At 70.3% G+C, this 14,812-nt stretch carries 13 protein-coding genes, 2 tRNA genes and 1 pseudogene; 6 read left to right on the forward strand and 10 right to left on the reverse strand.

What is annotated here, in order from left to right:
- Nucleotides 1–15: 15 nt before the first annotated feature.
- From ACQPXS_RS23785 to ACQPXS_RS23810, 6 genes and pseudogenes are all read right to left on the reverse strand, one after another.
- Nucleotides 16–609, reverse strand: a complete 594-nt coding sequence (locus ACQPXS_RS23785) for a SigE family RNA polymerase sigma factor (RefSeq protein ID WP_351802730.1) — start codon at nt 607–609, stop codon at nt 16–18.
- A gap of 262 nt (nt 610–871) precedes the next feature.
- Entirely contained in the window at nt 872–2,038 is a 1,167-nt protein-coding gene (locus ACQPXS_RS23790; RefSeq protein ID WP_433451274.1) for a lipid-transfer protein, read from the reverse strand.
- Nucleotides 2,035–2,481, reverse strand: a complete 447-nt coding sequence (locus ACQPXS_RS23795) for an acyl dehydratase (protein ID WP_433451275.1) — start codon at nt 2,479–2,481, stop codon at nt 2,035–2,037. The genes ACQPXS_RS23790 and ACQPXS_RS23795 overlap by 4 nt, the downstream gene beginning before the upstream one ends.
- A gap of 118 nt (nt 2,482–2,599) precedes the next feature.
- Nucleotides 2,600–3,523, reverse strand: coding sequence for a bifunctional MaoC family dehydratase N-terminal/OB-fold nucleic acid binding domain-containing protein (locus tag ACQPXS_RS23800; protein ID WP_433455914.1), 924 nt, complete (start codon nt 3,521–3,523; stop codon nt 2,600–2,602).
- 56 nt (nt 3,524–3,579) lie between these two features.
- Nucleotides 3,580–3,746: pseudogene (locus ACQPXS_RS23805) on the reverse strand (acyl-CoA dehydrogenase); the annotation flags it as partial.
- Nucleotides 3,747–4,002: 256 nt separating this feature from the next.
- The gene (locus ACQPXS_RS23810) at nt 4,003–4,320 is read right to left on the reverse strand and encodes a hypothetical protein (protein WP_433451277.1); all 318 of its coding nucleotides are present in this window, start codon (nt 4,318–4,320) and stop codon (nt 4,003–4,005) included.
- Between the two features lie 369 nt (nt 4,321–4,689).
- On the opposite strand from ACQPXS_RS23810, the gene ACQPXS_RS23815 reads away from it, so the two are divergent.
- Entirely contained in the window at nt 4,690–5,568 is an 879-nt protein-coding gene (locus ACQPXS_RS23815; protein WP_433451278.1) for a bifunctional DNA primase/polymerase, read from the forward strand.
- A gap of 65 nt (nt 5,569–5,633) precedes the next feature.
- On the opposite strand, the gene ACQPXS_RS23820 is transcribed toward ACQPXS_RS23815, so the two are convergent.
- A tRNA-Ser gene (locus ACQPXS_RS23820) sits at nt 5,634–5,718 on the reverse strand.
- Between the two features lie 1,625 nt (nt 5,719–7,343).
- On the opposite strand from ACQPXS_RS23820, the gene ACQPXS_RS23825 reads away from it, so the two are divergent.
- Nucleotides 7,344–8,213, forward strand: a complete 870-nt coding sequence (locus tag ACQPXS_RS23825) for an amidase domain-containing protein (RefSeq protein ID WP_433451279.1) — start codon at nt 7,344–7,346, stop codon at nt 8,211–8,213.
- 13 nt (nt 8,214–8,226) lie between these two features.
- Nucleotides 8,227–8,787, forward strand: coding sequence for a hypothetical protein (locus tag ACQPXS_RS23830; RefSeq protein ID WP_433451280.1), 561 nt, complete (start codon nt 8,227–8,229; stop codon nt 8,785–8,787).
- Nucleotides 8,788–8,844: 57 nt separating this feature from the next.
- On the opposite strand, the gene ACQPXS_RS23835 is transcribed toward ACQPXS_RS23830, so the two are convergent.
- Both ACQPXS_RS23835 and ACQPXS_RS23840 read right to left on the reverse strand, forming a co-directional pair.
- Nucleotides 8,845–8,933: transfer RNA gene (locus ACQPXS_RS23835), tRNA-Ser, on the reverse strand.
- Between the two features lie 163 nt (nt 8,934–9,096).
- The gene (locus ACQPXS_RS23840; RefSeq protein ID WP_433451281.1) at nt 9,097–10,602 is read right to left on the reverse strand and encodes a trypsin-like peptidase domain-containing protein; all 1,506 of its coding nucleotides are present in this window, start codon (nt 10,600–10,602) and stop codon (nt 9,097–9,099) included.
- A gap of 260 nt (nt 10,603–10,862) precedes the next feature.
- Between ACQPXS_RS23840 and ACQPXS_RS23845 the strand changes: the two genes are divergently transcribed.
- The 3 genes from ACQPXS_RS23845 (at nt 10,863) to ACQPXS_RS23855 (ending at nt 13,793) form a co-directional block, all read left to right on the forward strand.
- Nucleotides 10,863–11,693 (forward strand): glycerophosphodiester phosphodiesterase, encoded by an 831-nt coding sequence (locus ACQPXS_RS23845; protein ID WP_433451283.1) that lies wholly within the window; start codon nt 10,863–10,865, stop codon nt 11,691–11,693.
- A 180-nt stretch (nt 11,694–11,873) separates the two neighbouring features.
- Nucleotides 11,874–12,509 (forward strand): ATP-binding protein, encoded by a 636-nt coding sequence (locus ACQPXS_RS23850; protein ID WP_433451284.1) that lies wholly within the window; start codon nt 11,874–11,876, stop codon nt 12,507–12,509.
- A gap of 318 nt (nt 12,510–12,827) precedes the next feature.
- Nucleotides 12,828–13,793, forward strand: coding sequence for a DUF5926 family protein (locus ACQPXS_RS23855; RefSeq protein WP_356300987.1), 966 nt, complete (start codon nt 12,828–12,830; stop codon nt 13,791–13,793).
- 243 nt (nt 13,794–14,036) lie between these two features.
- Here the strand turns inward: ACQPXS_RS23855 and ACQPXS_RS23860 are convergent, their stop codons facing one another.
- Nucleotides 14,037–14,729: a hypothetical protein gene (locus ACQPXS_RS23860; protein ID WP_433451287.1), complete on the reverse strand. Its 693-nt coding sequence runs from the start codon at nt 14,727–14,729 to the stop codon at nt 14,037–14,039.
- Nucleotides 14,730–14,812 lie beyond the last annotated feature (83 nt).

Here is a 14,812-nt window from a genome sequence, read left to right on the forward strand (position 1 = left end):
TGCGGCACCGGGCCGCTAGCGAACCAGGCCCAGTTCGGGATCCTCGCGCAGCTTGCCGAGCGCACGCGAGACCGCCGACTTCACCGTGCCCACCGACACCCCGAGCACCTCGGCGGTCTGGGCCTCGCTGAGGTCCTCGTAGTAGCGCAGGACGACCATCGCCCGCTGCCGCGCGGGCAGCTTGGTGATCGCCCGCCACATCGCGTCGTGCAGCGCCTGCCGTTCGGCCGGGTCGTCGTCGCCCGGCACGGGCTCCGGCTCGGGCAGTTCGTCACAGGTGAACTCGTCCACCCGGCGCTTGCGCCACTGCGAGGTACGGGTGTTCAGCAGCGCACGGCGCACATAGCCGTCGAGCGCCCGCTGGTCCTCTATCCGCTCCCAGGCCACGTAGGTCTTGGCGAGCGCGGTCTGCAGCAGGTCCTCGGCGTCGCTCAGGTTCGCGGTGAGCGAGCGTGCGGTGCGCAGCAGGACCGGCTGACGAGCCCGCACATACGACGCGAACGTCGGATATGTCGGACTCTCCCCGCTCGGCCGGAGCCGGGGGTGCGGGAGGGTCTGCCGCCTTGGTGCGGCGGCGGCCGAGGCGCTGGTGCAGACGGGTGTGGTCATGGCTCCACGCTAGGAGCGGACCGCCGTCCGGCGGATCGCCCCCAGGTCCCGAAGCGGCGTCCCCCTCAGGTTGTAGGGGTGGGGCCGGCTCCACCTCCTGAAGGTGGACGGCGGGTGCACTCCGTATGCGGGTACGACCCTGACTCCGCCCCGATCCGACCTGGCTCCGCCCGCCGGCCGACCCCGAGGGCGGTGCGGGCCCGGCTCGGTGACAGGGTGGGGTTCGGCCCTGCCGGTCAGCCGCTCGGGGACGGGGAGGCGGTCAGGCGTCTGCCGTCAGGACCAGCCCCGAGGTGGGCACCCCGGTACCGGCCGTCACCAGGGTCCGGGTCGCGCCCGGTATCTGGTTCACCGCCGTGCCCCGCAGCTGGCGCACCGCCTCCGCTATGCCGTTCATCCCGTGCAGATACGCCTCCCCGAGCTGGCCCCCGTGCGTGTTGAGCGGCAGCCTCTCCTCGGCCACGAAGTCCGCCGCCTCCCCCTTCCCGCAGAACCCGAACTCCTCCAGTTGCATCAGCACGAACGGTGTGAAGTGGTCGTACAGGATCCCCACGTCGATGTCGGCCGGGCCGAGTCCGGACGACCTCCACAGCCGGCGGGCCACCGCGCCCATCTCCGGCAGGCCGGTCAGATCGTCCCGGTAGAAGCTGGTCATCTGCTCCTGCGCCCGGCCGGCGCCCTGGGCGGCCGCCGCGATCACCGCCGGGGGACGCGCCAGGTCCCGGGCCCGCTCCACCGAGGTGACGACGATCGCCTGCCCGCCGTCGGTCTCCTGACAGCAGTCCAGCAACCGCAGCGGCTCCACGATCCAGCGGGACGCCGCGTGTTCCGCGAGCGTGATCGGGCGGCCGTGGAAGTAGGCCGCCGGGTTCGTCGCCGCGTACGCGCGGTCCAGCACGGCCACATGCCCGAACACCTCCGGCGTCAGCCCGTACGCGTGCAGGTACCGCTGGGCCGCCATCGCCACCCAGGAGGCCGGCGTGAGCAGCCCGAACGGCAGCACCCAGCCGAGCGCCACGCCCTCCGCCGACGGCTCCCGGTGCTGCACGCCGGCACCGAACCTGCGGCCCGAGCGCTCGTTGAAGGCGCGGTAGCAGACCACGACCTCCGCCACGCCCGTCGCCACCGCGAGCGCCGCCTGGAGCACGGTCGCGCAGGCCGCACCGCCGCCGTAGTGCACGCGGGAGAAGAAGGACAGCTCGCCCATCCCGCAGGCCTGGGCCACCGTGATCTCCGGGTTGGTGTCCATGGTGAACGTCACCATCCCGTCCACGTCCGCCGGCGCCAGCCCCGCGTCGTCCAGCGCGGCCCGCACCGCCTCCACGGCCAGCCGCAGCTCGCTGCGCCCGGATTCCTTGGAGAACTCGGTGGCCCCGATCCCGGCGATCGCGGCGCGGCCGGCCAGGGTGTCGCGGGCATGGAGGCTCATGAACGGCCCTCCGGGTCCGGGGCAGGCGGGGCCGGGTTCGCCGGCACCGTGACGGTCACCGTGCCCGTCACATGTGTGCCGAGGGCGTTGGCTCCGACGACCCGTACGGTCGCGGTGTCGCCGTCGACCGCTTCGATCGTGCCCGTCAACACCATGGTGTCCCCCGGATAGTTGGGCGCCCCGAGCCTGATGGAGACCTTGCGGAGCATCGCCGTCGGGCCGAAGTGGTCCGTGATGTATCTGCCGACCAGGCCGTTGGTCGTCAGGATGTTCATGAAGACGTCCGGTGAGCCCTTCCGCCTGGCCGACTCGGCGTCGTGGTGCACGTCCTGGTAGTCCCGCGACGCGATCGCCCCGGCCACGATCAGCGTCCGCGTGACCGGGATCTCCAGCGGCGGCAGCTTGGCGCCCGCCGTCGGTGCCGTCGTCGGCGCGGTCCTCATGGCTCACTCCCCACTGGCGATCGACTCCCCCGGTTCCTGGAGCGCTTCGGCCCCGCAGCCCAGGCAGGCGAGGCGGGGCAACGAGTGGTGCACACCGGCCGGCAGTGTGAAGTCCATGTCAGGCCTCGCCCTCGCCCTCGACGACCCGGAAGACCGGCAGGACCAGGGCGCCATCCGCGTCCTCGTAGGTCCGGAACTCCACCCGGACCGGCAGGCCGATGCGCACCTTGTCGTACGGCACCCCGACCACGTTGCTCACCAGCCGCACGCCCTCGGCGAGTTCGATCAGACCGACCGCGTAGGGAGGATCGAAGGCCGGGAAGGGCGGGTGGTGCATCACCACGTACGAGTAGACCGTCCCCTCGCCGCTCGCCTCGACCGTGTCCCAGTCCAGGCAGCCGCACCCGTTGCAGCCCGGCAGCCAGGGGTGACGCAGGGTGCCGCAGTCCGTGCAGCGCTGGATGAGCAGTCGGTGCTCGGCCACGCCCTGCCAGAAGCCGGCGTTGTCCCGGCCCACCACCGGGCGGGGGCGCGGGGCCTGGGGTTCGTGGCGGACCGGGGCGTACTTGAGGATGCGGAAGCGGTGGGTGCCCACGAGGTCGCCGCCGACGCGGACGTCCGTGCGGGTCGTGACGAAGTACCCGGCACCCAGCTTCGTCGTCTTGCGGCCGGAGACCGACTCGATCACCGAGTCGAACGTGACCTGGTCACCCGGGCGCAGGGGCCGCAGATACTCCTGCTCGCAGTCGGTGGCCACCACGGCCGTACAGCCCGAGGCGTCGAGGAGGGACAGCAGCTCGTCGTAGGCGCCCGTGCGGCCCTGGTGTCCGGACAGGCCGCCCATCGTCCAGGCCTGGAGCATGGTGGGCGGGGCGATGGGGTCCGGCCCAAGGTAGGCCGGGTTGGTGTCGCCCATGGCCTCGCACCAGTGCCGGATCATCGGCGCGTTCACCGGGTCCTTGCCCACCCCGGCGACGGCGGCCGGCCGCCCCTCGTACGCCTTGAGCCGCGCGCCGAGTCCGTCGAGAGCCGCGCCGGCCACATGCCCGGCCCGCGCCTCCCCACCCTCGGTGATCCGCGCCTCCCTGCCCCCCGTGCTCACCGGCGCTCCCTCGTCATCCCGAGCCGCATCGCCGCGACGATCTCCCGCTGCACCTCGCTCACCCCGCCCCGAACGTGTTGATCTGCGCCGCCCTGTTCAGCCGCTCCGGTTCGCCGGCGCCGAACGCACCCGGTGACCCCGAACGGGTCGGTCCCGCCGGCCCGTCCGTCCCGAGCACGTGCCGGCACGTCCTCGCTTACCTGTCAGACCAGTTTCTGACTGTCCGTCAGATTCGGGGGGATGTCAAGGTCGCGACCGGCGGCCCTCGGGGCCGGACCGCCGGCGTCAAGGCCCCCGGGCACGGCGCCGGGCGCGGGAAAACGCCTGCGCGGCGGCACCGAAGTACCGCCGCGCAGACGTGTTACGACCCCGAAGCACACCCCACGAGACCCCTCACCGGGAGGGACCTCGCCCGAGGGTCACCACAGGCGGGTGAAGTGGATGGCCACGTTCTCGTTGCCCTGCTGGATGGCCGTCCAGGCAGAGCGGTTGACCTGGGCGGTGTTGCTCTGGTTCGAGGCACCGTTGCCGACCGCGTTCTGCTGCGTGGTGGACGAGTTGCCGTTGTTGTTGTGGCCGACTCCGCTGCCGATGATGCCCGCCACACCGGTGTTGGCGCTCGATCCGTTGTCCGCGAAGGAGCCGTTGTCGGCGGCCGCGACGCCGCTGAAGAGGGCGGCTGCGAGCGGGAGCGCGGCGACGGCGGCGAGTACGCGGGCGGTACGGATGCTTGCCATGTTGTTCCTCCAGAACCGAGAACTCTGCGGCCCTAGGGCCGGAAGTGCGTGAAGTACGGCTGGTGTCAGGGCAGTTGGCCGACCGCTCTGACTGTCGTGGACGACGTCGCGAGATCAGAGTTGCCCACCGAATCCCCGGCGAACCACCCCGGAAGACCCGATTCGCACGCAAGCGTGATGACAAGTCGATAAACCCCTATCGCCACCTTTCGTCACTTCACTCCCGGAGAGGAACCAGGCGAAACTTTCGCCCATCAACCGACACAAGGGGCGAATCGTTCCGGCACATATCCGGCCAATTTCCCGGCCATCGGCGCGTCGCCACCGACCCCTCTTCCCTTTTTCGAACGTACGTACGAACATGGAGTCATGGCCTACACCGACCGGCAGGCCACGACGCTGGCCCTCGCACACGCACTGTCGGCCGCCGAACGCGGGCTGGCCGTCATCCCCCTGTCCCGGACCAAGCTCCCGGCCCTGCGCTCCCCCCACCGCGACGACCCCGACCCGGCCGGACCCCGCTGCCACGGCGAGTGCGGCCGCTTCGGCCACGGCGTGTACGACGCCTCGGCCGACCCCGTCCGCATCCGCGAGCTGTTCGCCGCCGCGCCCTGGGCCACCGGCTACGGCATCGCGTGCGGGCTGCCGCCGTACCACCTGATCGGCGTCGACCTGGACACCAAGTCCGGCACGAACTCCTCGACCGCGCTACGCGAACTGGCGCTGCGCCATCTGTTCACCATTCCGGAGACGGTCGTCGTCCGCACCCCGAGCGGCGGACGTCACCTCTGGCTCACCGGCCCGCCGGACGTCGTCGTACCGAACTCCGCCGGTCGCCTCGCCCCCGGTATCGACATCCGGGGCGCCGGCGGCTACCTCGTGGGCCCCGGCTCCCGTACCGACCACGGCGTGTACACGACCGCCCCCGGCACCACGCACCTGGCCCCCGCCCCCTGTCCGCCGTCCCTGCTGCGCCTGCTGGTGCCGCCGCCCCGGCCCCCGCACGCGCAAGCGAACCATCCGGTCCCCGGCGACCACGGCCGCGGCCTGGTCCAGTTCGTCCTCTCCGCGCACGAGGGCCAGCGCAACACCCGCCTCTTCTGGGCGGCCTGCCGCGCCTACGAGAACGGCATCGGCGCCGCCCTGGCCGACCCCCTGACCGAGGCCGCCCTGGGCACCGGCCTGTCCGAACGCGAAGCCCGCGCGACGATCGCCTCGGCGGCACGGATGACGGGACACCAGCCGTGACGGCGAGGAAGCCGAGGAGCACGCGAAAGGGGCGCCCCTGAGGGGGCGCCCCTTTCCAGCATCTGCGGTGGGTGTGGGATTTGAACCCACGGTGACTCGCGCCACGACGGTTTTCAAGACCGTTCCCTTAGGCCGCTCGGGCAACCCACCTCGCTCCCACCCACCTGGGGCGGAGCGGGTACAGCGTACCGGGCTCCGGCGTCGCCCGGGGCCCGTGGTCCACACAGGGTCCACTGTCTCTGACTCGGCCCAAGATCCCTTCAGATCGGCCCTCGACCCGAGGCTCACGCCGACACCGGGCAAGCCTACTGTCGTGCCAGCCGCGTCCGTGGCCCCTGGTTCCCGCGCCTGTGGTGGCGGAGCCTGGGCGGCAGTGCACCTTCTGATCCGTACGATCGGGCAGGCCATTACGCCAGGGCCTCGCCGGTTCCGCGGTGGTCGTTGACGGTGGTCCTCGGCGGCTCGCGCGTGCCGTCGTTGACGTCAGGTGCGCCGACAGCCACGGCCTTCGGCAGGTGTACCGATACCGCCTCTCCCGTCCCGGGCAGCGCGAGCCGCTCGACATGCCGGCCAACCCGGAGAGGGTGCAGCGGCTTTGTGGCCTCCCTTGCCTATTCGGAGAACTGCAGATGAGATGCTCCGGTTCGATACTGACGACGCGCATCTACCCCTTCTTGATGTGATGCATCGCAAACAACACAAAGGCAACTCCCAACAGGAGGAATAGTTCCGCCATCAACACGGCATGCCTAAATCTCCGGATATACATACCTGGAGTCGAATCTTGCTTGCCGAGCAACAAGGCGGTCGCAAAAAGCCACAGGAACAAGAATGAGTGATGCATCTTTGGCGGTAAGCCCCTCCGCCACCAAAAGAGTCGACCTCGATTTGGATGAATGCGTAAAGCCAGGAAAGCCAGCGCCTCGATTAAACAGCAATGCGATACCAAACGCTGTTAACGGCCACGGAGAGGTACAGCATATAAAGCTGCGACCGGACTAGCGCGAGCGGACACCTGATCCTGGCTTGGCCTCCCGGGTCGGGGAAAAGTAGATGCCCCGCTTTTCTCGCTCACCTTGATAATGAAGGGCTCGTTGAGTGGCACCGTGCATTTGGCAAACGTCATCCCGAGTCGGCTCTGGCTGGACCGACACAGGCGAGTCGTTCGATGCACGCGGCCTGAAGAAGCGGGCCCGTAGAGCGACCCGGCCGGTTCCGATCCCGCCCGTCCTGGTGCGCCTAATCCGCGAGCACATCAAGGAGTTCGGCACCGCCGAAGACGGCCGGCTGTTCCGTGCGGCCCAGGGTGGCCACCTGCTGTCCAAGGAGTACGGGGAGGTTTGGAAAGCGGCTCGACTCGCGGTGCTGACCGAAGCCGAAGCGGCTTCCCCCGGGCGTCTCGCTCTGGCTTGAGTCCGGTGCCTCCCAGGCAGAAGTCGCACGCCGAGCAGGCCACAGCATCGCTGTCCTCTTCCGCTTCCACGCGAAGGCGATTCACCGCAGCCGGCAGCCCGCGAACAAGCAGATCCAGCGTGCCCTTGAAGCTGCTGAGGAGCAGCAAGCCCACCTGCGGCCAAGAGGCGTCACCCCACCTGCTGAGGAGGGGTGACGCCTCCGCCTTTCACCCAGGTGCTCCGGCTCGGCTGCCGCTCAAAACCGGCCAACTGGGAACCTGCGCATCCGTCTCTCCATCCTCATAGTCAACGTGTCCCGAATGCCGCACGATCCGACCAACGGGCGGCCGGGACCCATCACAGGGGGAAGGAACCCGACTCTTGCGCAACAAGCTCGGCCGTACGATCACCGGCGCAGCAGTGCTCGCCCTCACCGCCGCCGGCGCCGTCACAGGAACAGCACACGCCTCCACGGACGTTCCCGACGCCACCGGAGCCATTACAGAAACAGCGAACGCCTCCATAAGCGCTGCCGACGACGCCTCCACAGACGTTGGCGACAACACCTCCGCAGCGGTCGCCGACTCGGTGTGGACCTCAAGAGGGTGGCCCGCCCCTTCAGCCGATCCGCACCTTCCTGACGCAAACGGCAACATCCCCGCCGACCAGGAGGAGGAGCCGCAGCCGCTCATCGATGAAGGCATCTATCGCCCTGACGCCGACTCGGCGTCCACGTCGCCAGATTCGGCAGATTCGGCAGCCGCAGCCGCAGCAATCAGCGGCGACGGAACGGCCAACTGGGCGTACAACAACCTGGACACTCGGTGGGAGTACAGGACGGACTGCGCGAACTTCGTCTCGAAGGCTCTGTACCACGGGGGCGGGATGAAGATGCGGCCTGGCGGCCGCAAGGCAGATAACGCTTGGTGGCAGGGTAGGTACGGGTTTGGCAAGAGCTGGAGTTGGACGAGCGCGGACTACCTCCGGCGGCACGTGACCAAGTGGCGGAACGGTGCGATCCAACCGCACGAGTACAACGCCAAGGTGGGGGATCTCGTCTTCTTCAAGTGGAAGAAGGAGAGGGTTTACAACCACGTGGCGATCGTCTACTCCATGGTGCAGGGGCACGCGGGGATCGTGCAGCATGGCCTGAAGAACCAGACCACTCTCAACGAAGTGATCAATCGGTACAGTCACACCTCGAACCCGATCGAGAAGGTCACGATCGTCAGGCCCAAGACCCGCTCATAACAAGGAACGTGAGATGCCCAGGTTGAAGCAGAGCCATGCAGCGGCCGGATGGATGGCAGCAGCAGTGTTGCTGACGTCTGGATGTGCTGTTCTCGACAGCAGCTCTGCTGATGCCAGAGGACCGGGCGCGTCCTACGAGCAGGCGTACGCCGACCACGAGCCGTTGCACGTGGTCGGTTACCCCTCCACCGGCTCGTTGCTGGTGATGCAAGAGCTCGTGTGGGACATCGCCGACGGCAAGACGGCTGAGCTCCGCAAGCTGGCGACCAGCGACAGCAGCGATGCGGTAGCCCAAAAGACCGCCGAGAACTGGATCAAGGGCTTCGGAGCCGGCGCCCGCGGCAAAGTGACAGGCGATTTCTATGACGACGGTTCAGAACGCCAAGTCGTGGTCCTGTACTTCCATGGCACCCACCAGGTCAAAGAGTTCACCGTTCGGCTCGACGGCGATGCGGGCAAGGAGGACTGGCGGGTTCTTATGAAGTCGACCGATTTCAAGGACGCCACCCAAGCTCCCAGCTGGGCGCCGAAGGAGCCGGGAGGAACCGGCTCCACCATGAAGAACAACAACTAGAAGGGGCGCCCCTCATCAAGGGACACCCCTTCTGACCAGCACCTACGCTGGCCTGCGCGGAGGCGGTGGGATTTGAACCCACGGTGACATCGCTGCCACGACGGTTTTCAAGACCGTTCCCTCAGGCCGCTCGGGCAACCCACCTCGCTCCCACCCACCTGGGGCGGAGCGGGTACAGCGTTCGCGGAACCCAGGGTGGCCGTACGGTGACAGGCAACCGCCGCGCGGGCCGGCATACGTGCCCCCGGCGCGGCGAGGGACGCCCCTCTGCCGAGAAGCGCCCCCACGCGTGCGTGTCGGTCGGTCCGGTCAGTTGTCGCCGATCCGGGAGCCCAGGGTCAGCTCGGTCGTGTGTTCCTGGCCGCCGCGCTTGTAGGTGATCGTGACCTTGTCGCCGGGCTTGTGGGTCCAGATCTCGCCGATCAGGGTCGGGCCGCTGTCGATCACCATGTCGTCCAGCTTGGTGATCACGTCACCCGGCTTGAGGCCCGCCTTGTCGGCGGGGCCGCCCGACTCGACCGCGGCGGAGCCGGCCGCGCCCTGGTCGGTGATCTTCGCGCCGCCTGCGGAGTCCTCCAGCGAGACGGAGGCGCCGATCTTGGCGTACACCGGCTTGCCCGTCTTGATCAGCTGCTGGGCGACGTACTTGGCCTGGTTGATCGGGATGGCGAAGCCCAGGCCGATCGAGCCGGACTGGCCCGAGCCGAAGCCGCCGCTGTTGGTCGACTGGATCGCCGAGTTGATGCCGATGACCGCGCCGGAGGCGTTCAGCAGCGGGCCGCCGGAGTTGCCCGGGTTGATCGACGCGTCGGTCTGCAGGGCGCTCATGTACGACGCCTTGCTGGAGGAGCTGCCGTCGCTGGAGGCCACCGGGCGGTTCTTGGCGCTGATGATGCCGGTCGTCACCGTGTTGGACAGGCCGAAGGGGGCGCCGATGGCGATCGTCTCGTCACCGACGGCCACCTTGTCGGAGTCGCCGAGGGCGAGGGGCTTGAGGTCCGTCGGGGGGTTCTTGAGCTTGATGACGGCCACGTCGTAGCCCTGGGCGTGGCCGACGACCTCCGCGTCGTACTTCCGGCCGTTCGGGAACGTGGCGGTCAGCTTGCCGCCGTCGAGCGCGTCCGCCACCACGTGGTTGTTGGTGACGATGTGGCCCTGGGTGTCGAAGACGAACCCGGTGCCCGTGCCGCCCTCGCCGTTGGTGCTCTCGGCCTCGATGGTGACCGTGCTGGGCAGCGCCCTGGCGGCCACGTTGGCGATCGTGCCGGGTGCGCGCTTGACCTGCGCGGCGCTGCCGTCGGAGGCGGAGACGGTGGTGGAGCCGTTGTTGTCGTTGTCCTTGGCCAGGGTGTAGCCGAGGCCGCCGCCCAGGCCGCCCGCGACCAGCGCGGCCACCAGGACCGCGGCGACGAGACCGCCGCGCCCGCTGCGCGGCTTGGGAGCGGGCTGCTGGTACGACGCTCCCCAGCCGCCGGCGCCGCCCGCACCGCCCATACCGGCGGCGCCGCCGTCGCCGTAGGCCGCGCCCTCGCCGTACGGCGGGTTGGCCGGCGGCGGAGGCGGCCAGGAGCCGTCGGGGGCCGGACCCGAGGCGGCGGGGCCGGATGCGTGCGGGGTGGCGGCGTGCGGGGTGGTGGCCTGGCCCGGCTGGGATCCGGCTGTCGCCGGCACGTCCTGGGGCACCGGCGGCAGGGGAGCCGTCGGCTCGTTCCCCCCAGGGGTGGAGCCCTGCGGGGAAGTGGCGGGAGAGGCCACCGGCACAGGAGGTGCGGACGGGGCCTGGGGTACCTCGTTGCCCTCGTTCTCGGTGCTCACAGCTCTTCTCCTCGGTCCACGGCTGTTGTTCTCGGTCGCACTCGGTCACGCTCGGCAGCTGTGCATGGTGCTGGGTTCAGTTTCCACTGCTCCGTTTGTATGCAGTCAGCTTTTCCCACGGGCCGTCAGAGCACCATAAGCGGTGGCTGTGGGTCCGTGACCAGTCTTTATATAGGGCATTACTGGCAAAAGTTACATAAACGGGCACCAAGTGCGCCCGAGCCGCCCCGCACACCCCTGGACGGTGGCACCATGACGCGGTGACCCACGCACTACAGCGCTCCGTCCAGGTCGTCGCCCACCGAGGCGCCTCCGAAGACGCTCCCGAGCACACCCTGGCCGCCTACAAGAAGGCCATCGAGGACGGCGCCGACGCCCTCGAGTGCGACGTACGGCTGACCGCCGACGGCCATCTGGTCTGCGTCCACGACCGGCGGGTGAACCGTACCTCCAACGGCCGGGGCGCCGTCTCCGCGCTGGAACTGGCCGATCTCGCCGCCCTCGACTTCGGCTCCTGGAAGCCGCGCGACTCCTGGCGCGGACGGGACGAGGAGCCCGACTGGGAGCACCGGCCGGAGGACCGCGAGGAGACCTCCGTGCTCACCCTGGAGCGGCTGCTGGAGCTGGTCTCGGACGCCGGGCAGCGGGTGGAGCTGGCCATCGAGACCAAGCACCCCACGCGCTGGGCCGGCCAGGTCGAGGAGCGGCTGCTGACGCTGCTGAAGCGGTTCGCCCTGGACGCGCCGGCCTCCGCCGCCGAGTCCCAGGTCCGGGTCATGAGCTTCTCGGCGCGCTCGCTGCACCGCGTGCGTGCCGCCGCGCCGACGCTGCCGACGGTCTACCTGGTGCAGTTCCTCACACCTCGGCTGCGCGACGGACGGCTGCCCGCGGGCGTGCGGATCGCCGGCCCCTCGATCCGCATCCTGCGCAACAACCCGGCCTATGTGGAGCGGCTGCAGCGCGCCGGTCACCAGGTGCACGTGTGGACCGTGAACGAGCCCGAGGACGTCGATCTCTGCGTGGAGCTGGGCATCGACGCCATCATCACCAACCGCCCGCGCGCGGTCCTGCGTCAGCTGGGGCGGGTGTGACTGGGGGTGTGACCTCAAGAGGCCGGTAAAGAGCCGTGCCCGTCCCTTGACCCCGCTGTGCGGCTGCTGAATCCTCCACTCTCGGCCACGCCATTGAAATCCAGCCGCACGACAACCCACGGTAGGGCTTTCGCCACAGGGAGTGCTCCGGCGCGCTCGCTCCGTGCACGGACGTTGCGAATGCGTCACCGGAAGAGGATTGGCCGGTTTCCGGTACAGGCCGTTGGGGCATCCACACCGTGGCGTGGGGCAAAGGAGGTCTCGGGGGTGGCGTTGGTGGTGGCACAGGAGGTGCCCACGTCGTCGAGCATGGCCGTTCCCCATGGCCCTGCGGGCGTGGGGAAGGCAAGACACCGGATGCGTTCGCAGTTGCGCAGCGGTGGCGTGTCCGAATCGGTCATCGACGATGCCGTACTGATCCTTTCCGAACTGCTGAGCAATGCCTGCAAACACGGGCGGCCCCTGGGCGACGCGCTGGCCGGCGACGGCGATGTGCTCGCCGCGTGGCGGATCGACGCGGGGGGCCGGCTCATCGTCGAGGTGACGGACGGCGGCGGCCCGACGCGCCCGGCGCCGGCCACCCCGTCGGTGACGGCGCACGGCGGCCGCGGGCTGAACATCATCACGGCACTCGCCGACGACTGGGGCGTCCGGGACGACGTGCGCGGCGAGGTGACGGTCTGGGTGGTGGTCCACGAGGACGTCCACGATCCCGATGCGGGGTGCCGCCGGGACGGTTTCGCTACGCGCGTCACGTCCCGCGTGCCGGACCTGCCCGGGCTGGACTTCGCGGACGCGTTCGAGGACATGGACTGAACGACACGGTCGAGGAGTCGGGCCGAGGGGCGTCATCGAGGGCCTGAGCCACGCGGCGAAGGACACCGGCCCGGCGGACGCGAGCCCCGGTCCGGCGGGCGACGGGCGTGGACCGGCCCCGCGGCCGTAAGCCGACCCGGCGCCGGCGGCCCCCGCCCGCAGGACCGGGAGCCGGCCGCAGAACGCCCCTGAGCTGTCCGCGGATTCACACCGTTGGAGTCGAGCGGACGTGCGTTGTCCACAGGTTCCCGCCGGTCATGGCCTGAACGGCTAGGCTCCCGCCCGTACGAGAAGAGCCGTAACCGGGAGACACGCACGATGGCCAAGAAGCGACCCCAGACGAAGGCCGATCGGCCGCAGCTCAGCGATGCGGAGGTCCCGGTTGTCGGCGCCCGCGAGCCCTGCCCCTGCGGCAGTGGCCGGCGCTACAAGGCGTGCCACGGCCGGGCCGCGGCGCACGCGGTGACCGAGCTGGTGCAGCGCCCGTTCGAGGGGCTGCCCGGCGAGTGCGACTGGGTGGCGCTGCGCGAGCTGGTGCCGGCCGCGACGGTCGAGCTGACCCTCAAGGACGGCCTGCCCGAGGACGTCCCGTCGGTCACGCTGGCCACGGTGCTGCCGATGGCCTGGCCCGCGCTGCGCCGCGACGACGGGTCGATCCTGCTCGGCCTGCAGAACGACACGGCGTCCGGTGACCTCAGCCGCGACCTCGCCGACACCCTCCAGCGCGCCCTCCAGGCCCAGCCCGGCACCCCGGTGCAGGGCCGTCGCGCCCCGGTCGACGGTCCGCGGCTGCAGGACCTGCTCGACCTCCAGGCGCCGTTCGAGCCGGTCGTGCAGAGCGGCTTCGAGTTCTGGGTGCCGGACGCGGAGAACGCCACGCCCGAGGTGACCGCCTCCCTGGAGCGTGCCAACGCCGCCGCCATCCCAACGGCGAGGCTGACCGGCGTGGACGCCGCGTACTGGTGCGAGACCCCGGAGAAGAACCACCTGCGCTGGGTCATGCCGCATCCGGAGGAGCAGCTTCTGGACGCTCTCGCGCGGCTGCACGCGGCGGGCCGTTCCCATCTGGGCGAGGGCACCCGGCTCGTGGGTTCCTTCCGTGCTCACGGCCTCACCGTGCCGGTCTGGGACCTGCCGAGCGGGGTCACGGCGGACGACGTGGAGAAGCCGGCCGCCGAGTTCGCCGAGCGGCTCGCCGCCGCCCTGGCCGCCACCGAGCCGCTCACGCCGGAAGAGCGCCGGGCGCGTGGCGGACTGACCAACCGGCAGGTCACGCTCAGCTGACGCGGCGCCGCGCGCGTCTTGGGACTGAACGGTCGGTAAGGCGCGCGCAGGCCGTGAAACAGGTGACTCCTGTCACAACTCCCCCTGACGACAGGGAAATCGGTGGCCGAATGCCCCGGACGGAATTTGCGAACCGCCGATCTCTTGTTACCGTTCCAGTAGCCCGGTTGCTGGTGCATCCCCCGTCGCCAGCAACCGGGTCTTTCCATGTCCGCGTAACGGTGTACGGCGCGTCGCGGAGCGTCAACTCACCTCAGTTGAACCGGAGTTGCCGTCGGCGACCACCGAGTTGCTGCCCGAGCGCAGCAGCAGCGCGCCGTCGGTCCCGTGCGCGGCGAACTCGGTGACGGCCGTGTAGGCGTCCATGCCGCCCCGGCTGTGCTCGCGGGGTGTCTCGCAGGTGGCGGGCTCGTCGTCGGTGCCCGTGACGCACCGCATCTGCAGGCTGTGACCGCCCGGGCCCATCAGGCTGAGCACGGAGTCCAGCGACTTGCCGGTGGAGTTGCGGTAGTAGGTGCGGGCCCAGGTGTCGGTGCCCTCGGCCAGCACACAGGTCTGGGCCTCGATGCCGTCGGGGGAGGTGAGCTGGGGGCCGCACCGTGTGGCGGTGGCCAGGCCCAGCCCGAGCAGCCGAGGGGTACGGTCGGACGCGGGCTGCTTGGCATCCTCGTGCCCGAGGCCCCCGTCACGCCGCTCCAGGTCCCCGACGCTCCCGGTGGCGTCCTGCGCCCCGGGGGCCCGTACGGCGTCCCGCGCCTTCCCGGCCACCTCGTGCCGGGCCGCCTTGCCCACCTGTCGCGCGGACGCCACGGCCAGCGGCAGCACGACCGCGGCCGTCACGACGGCGGCGAGCCCGAGCAGCCGCAGCGTCCGGGAGTCGGCCCGGCGCACACGCCCCGGCGGCACCGCCGTCGGCTGCGCACCCGTCGAGGTCACCCCCGCCGGCCGCACGCGTGGCGACCGCGCCGCTCCCCGCACCGATCGGCGGCCGTGCCGCCCCGAAGGCCTCCCGGAGAACC

Origin of the sequence: Streptomyces sp. CA-142005 (genome assembly GCF_050942335.1) — a bacterium.
GTDB lineage: Bacteria > Actinomycetota > Actinomycetes > Streptomycetales > Streptomycetaceae > Streptomyces.

Coding starts and splice junctions, on each gene's coding strand:
- ACQPXS_RS23785 (WP_351802730.1), bottom strand. CDS start 609: ATGACCACACCCGTCTGCACCAGCGCCTCGGCCGCCGCCGCACCAAGG.
- ACQPXS_RS23790 (WP_433451274.1), bottom strand. CDS start 2,038: ATGAGCCTCCATGCCCGCGACACCCTGGCCGGCCGCGCCGCGATCGCC.
- ACQPXS_RS23795 (WP_433451275.1), bottom strand. CDS start 2,481: ATGAGGACCGCGCCGACGACGGCACCGACGGCGGGCGCCAAGCTGCCG.
- ACQPXS_RS23810 (WP_433451277.1), bottom strand. CDS start 4,320: ATGGCAAGCATCCGTACCGCCCGCGTACTCGCCGCCGTCGCCGCGCTC.
- ACQPXS_RS23815 (WP_433451278.1), top strand. CDS start 4,690: ATGGCCTACACCGACCGGCAGGCCACGACGCTGGCCCTCGCACACGCA.
- ACQPXS_RS23830 (WP_433451280.1), top strand. CDS start 8,227: ATGCCCAGGTTGAAGCAGAGCCATGCAGCGGCCGGATGGATGGCAGCA.
- ACQPXS_RS23850 (WP_433451284.1), top strand. CDS start 11,874: ATGCGTCACCGGAAGAGGATTGGCCGGTTTCCGGTACAGGCCGTTGGG.
- ACQPXS_RS23855 (WP_356300987.1), top strand. CDS start 12,828: ATGGCCAAGAAGCGACCCCAGACGAAGGCCGATCGGCCGCAGCTCAGC.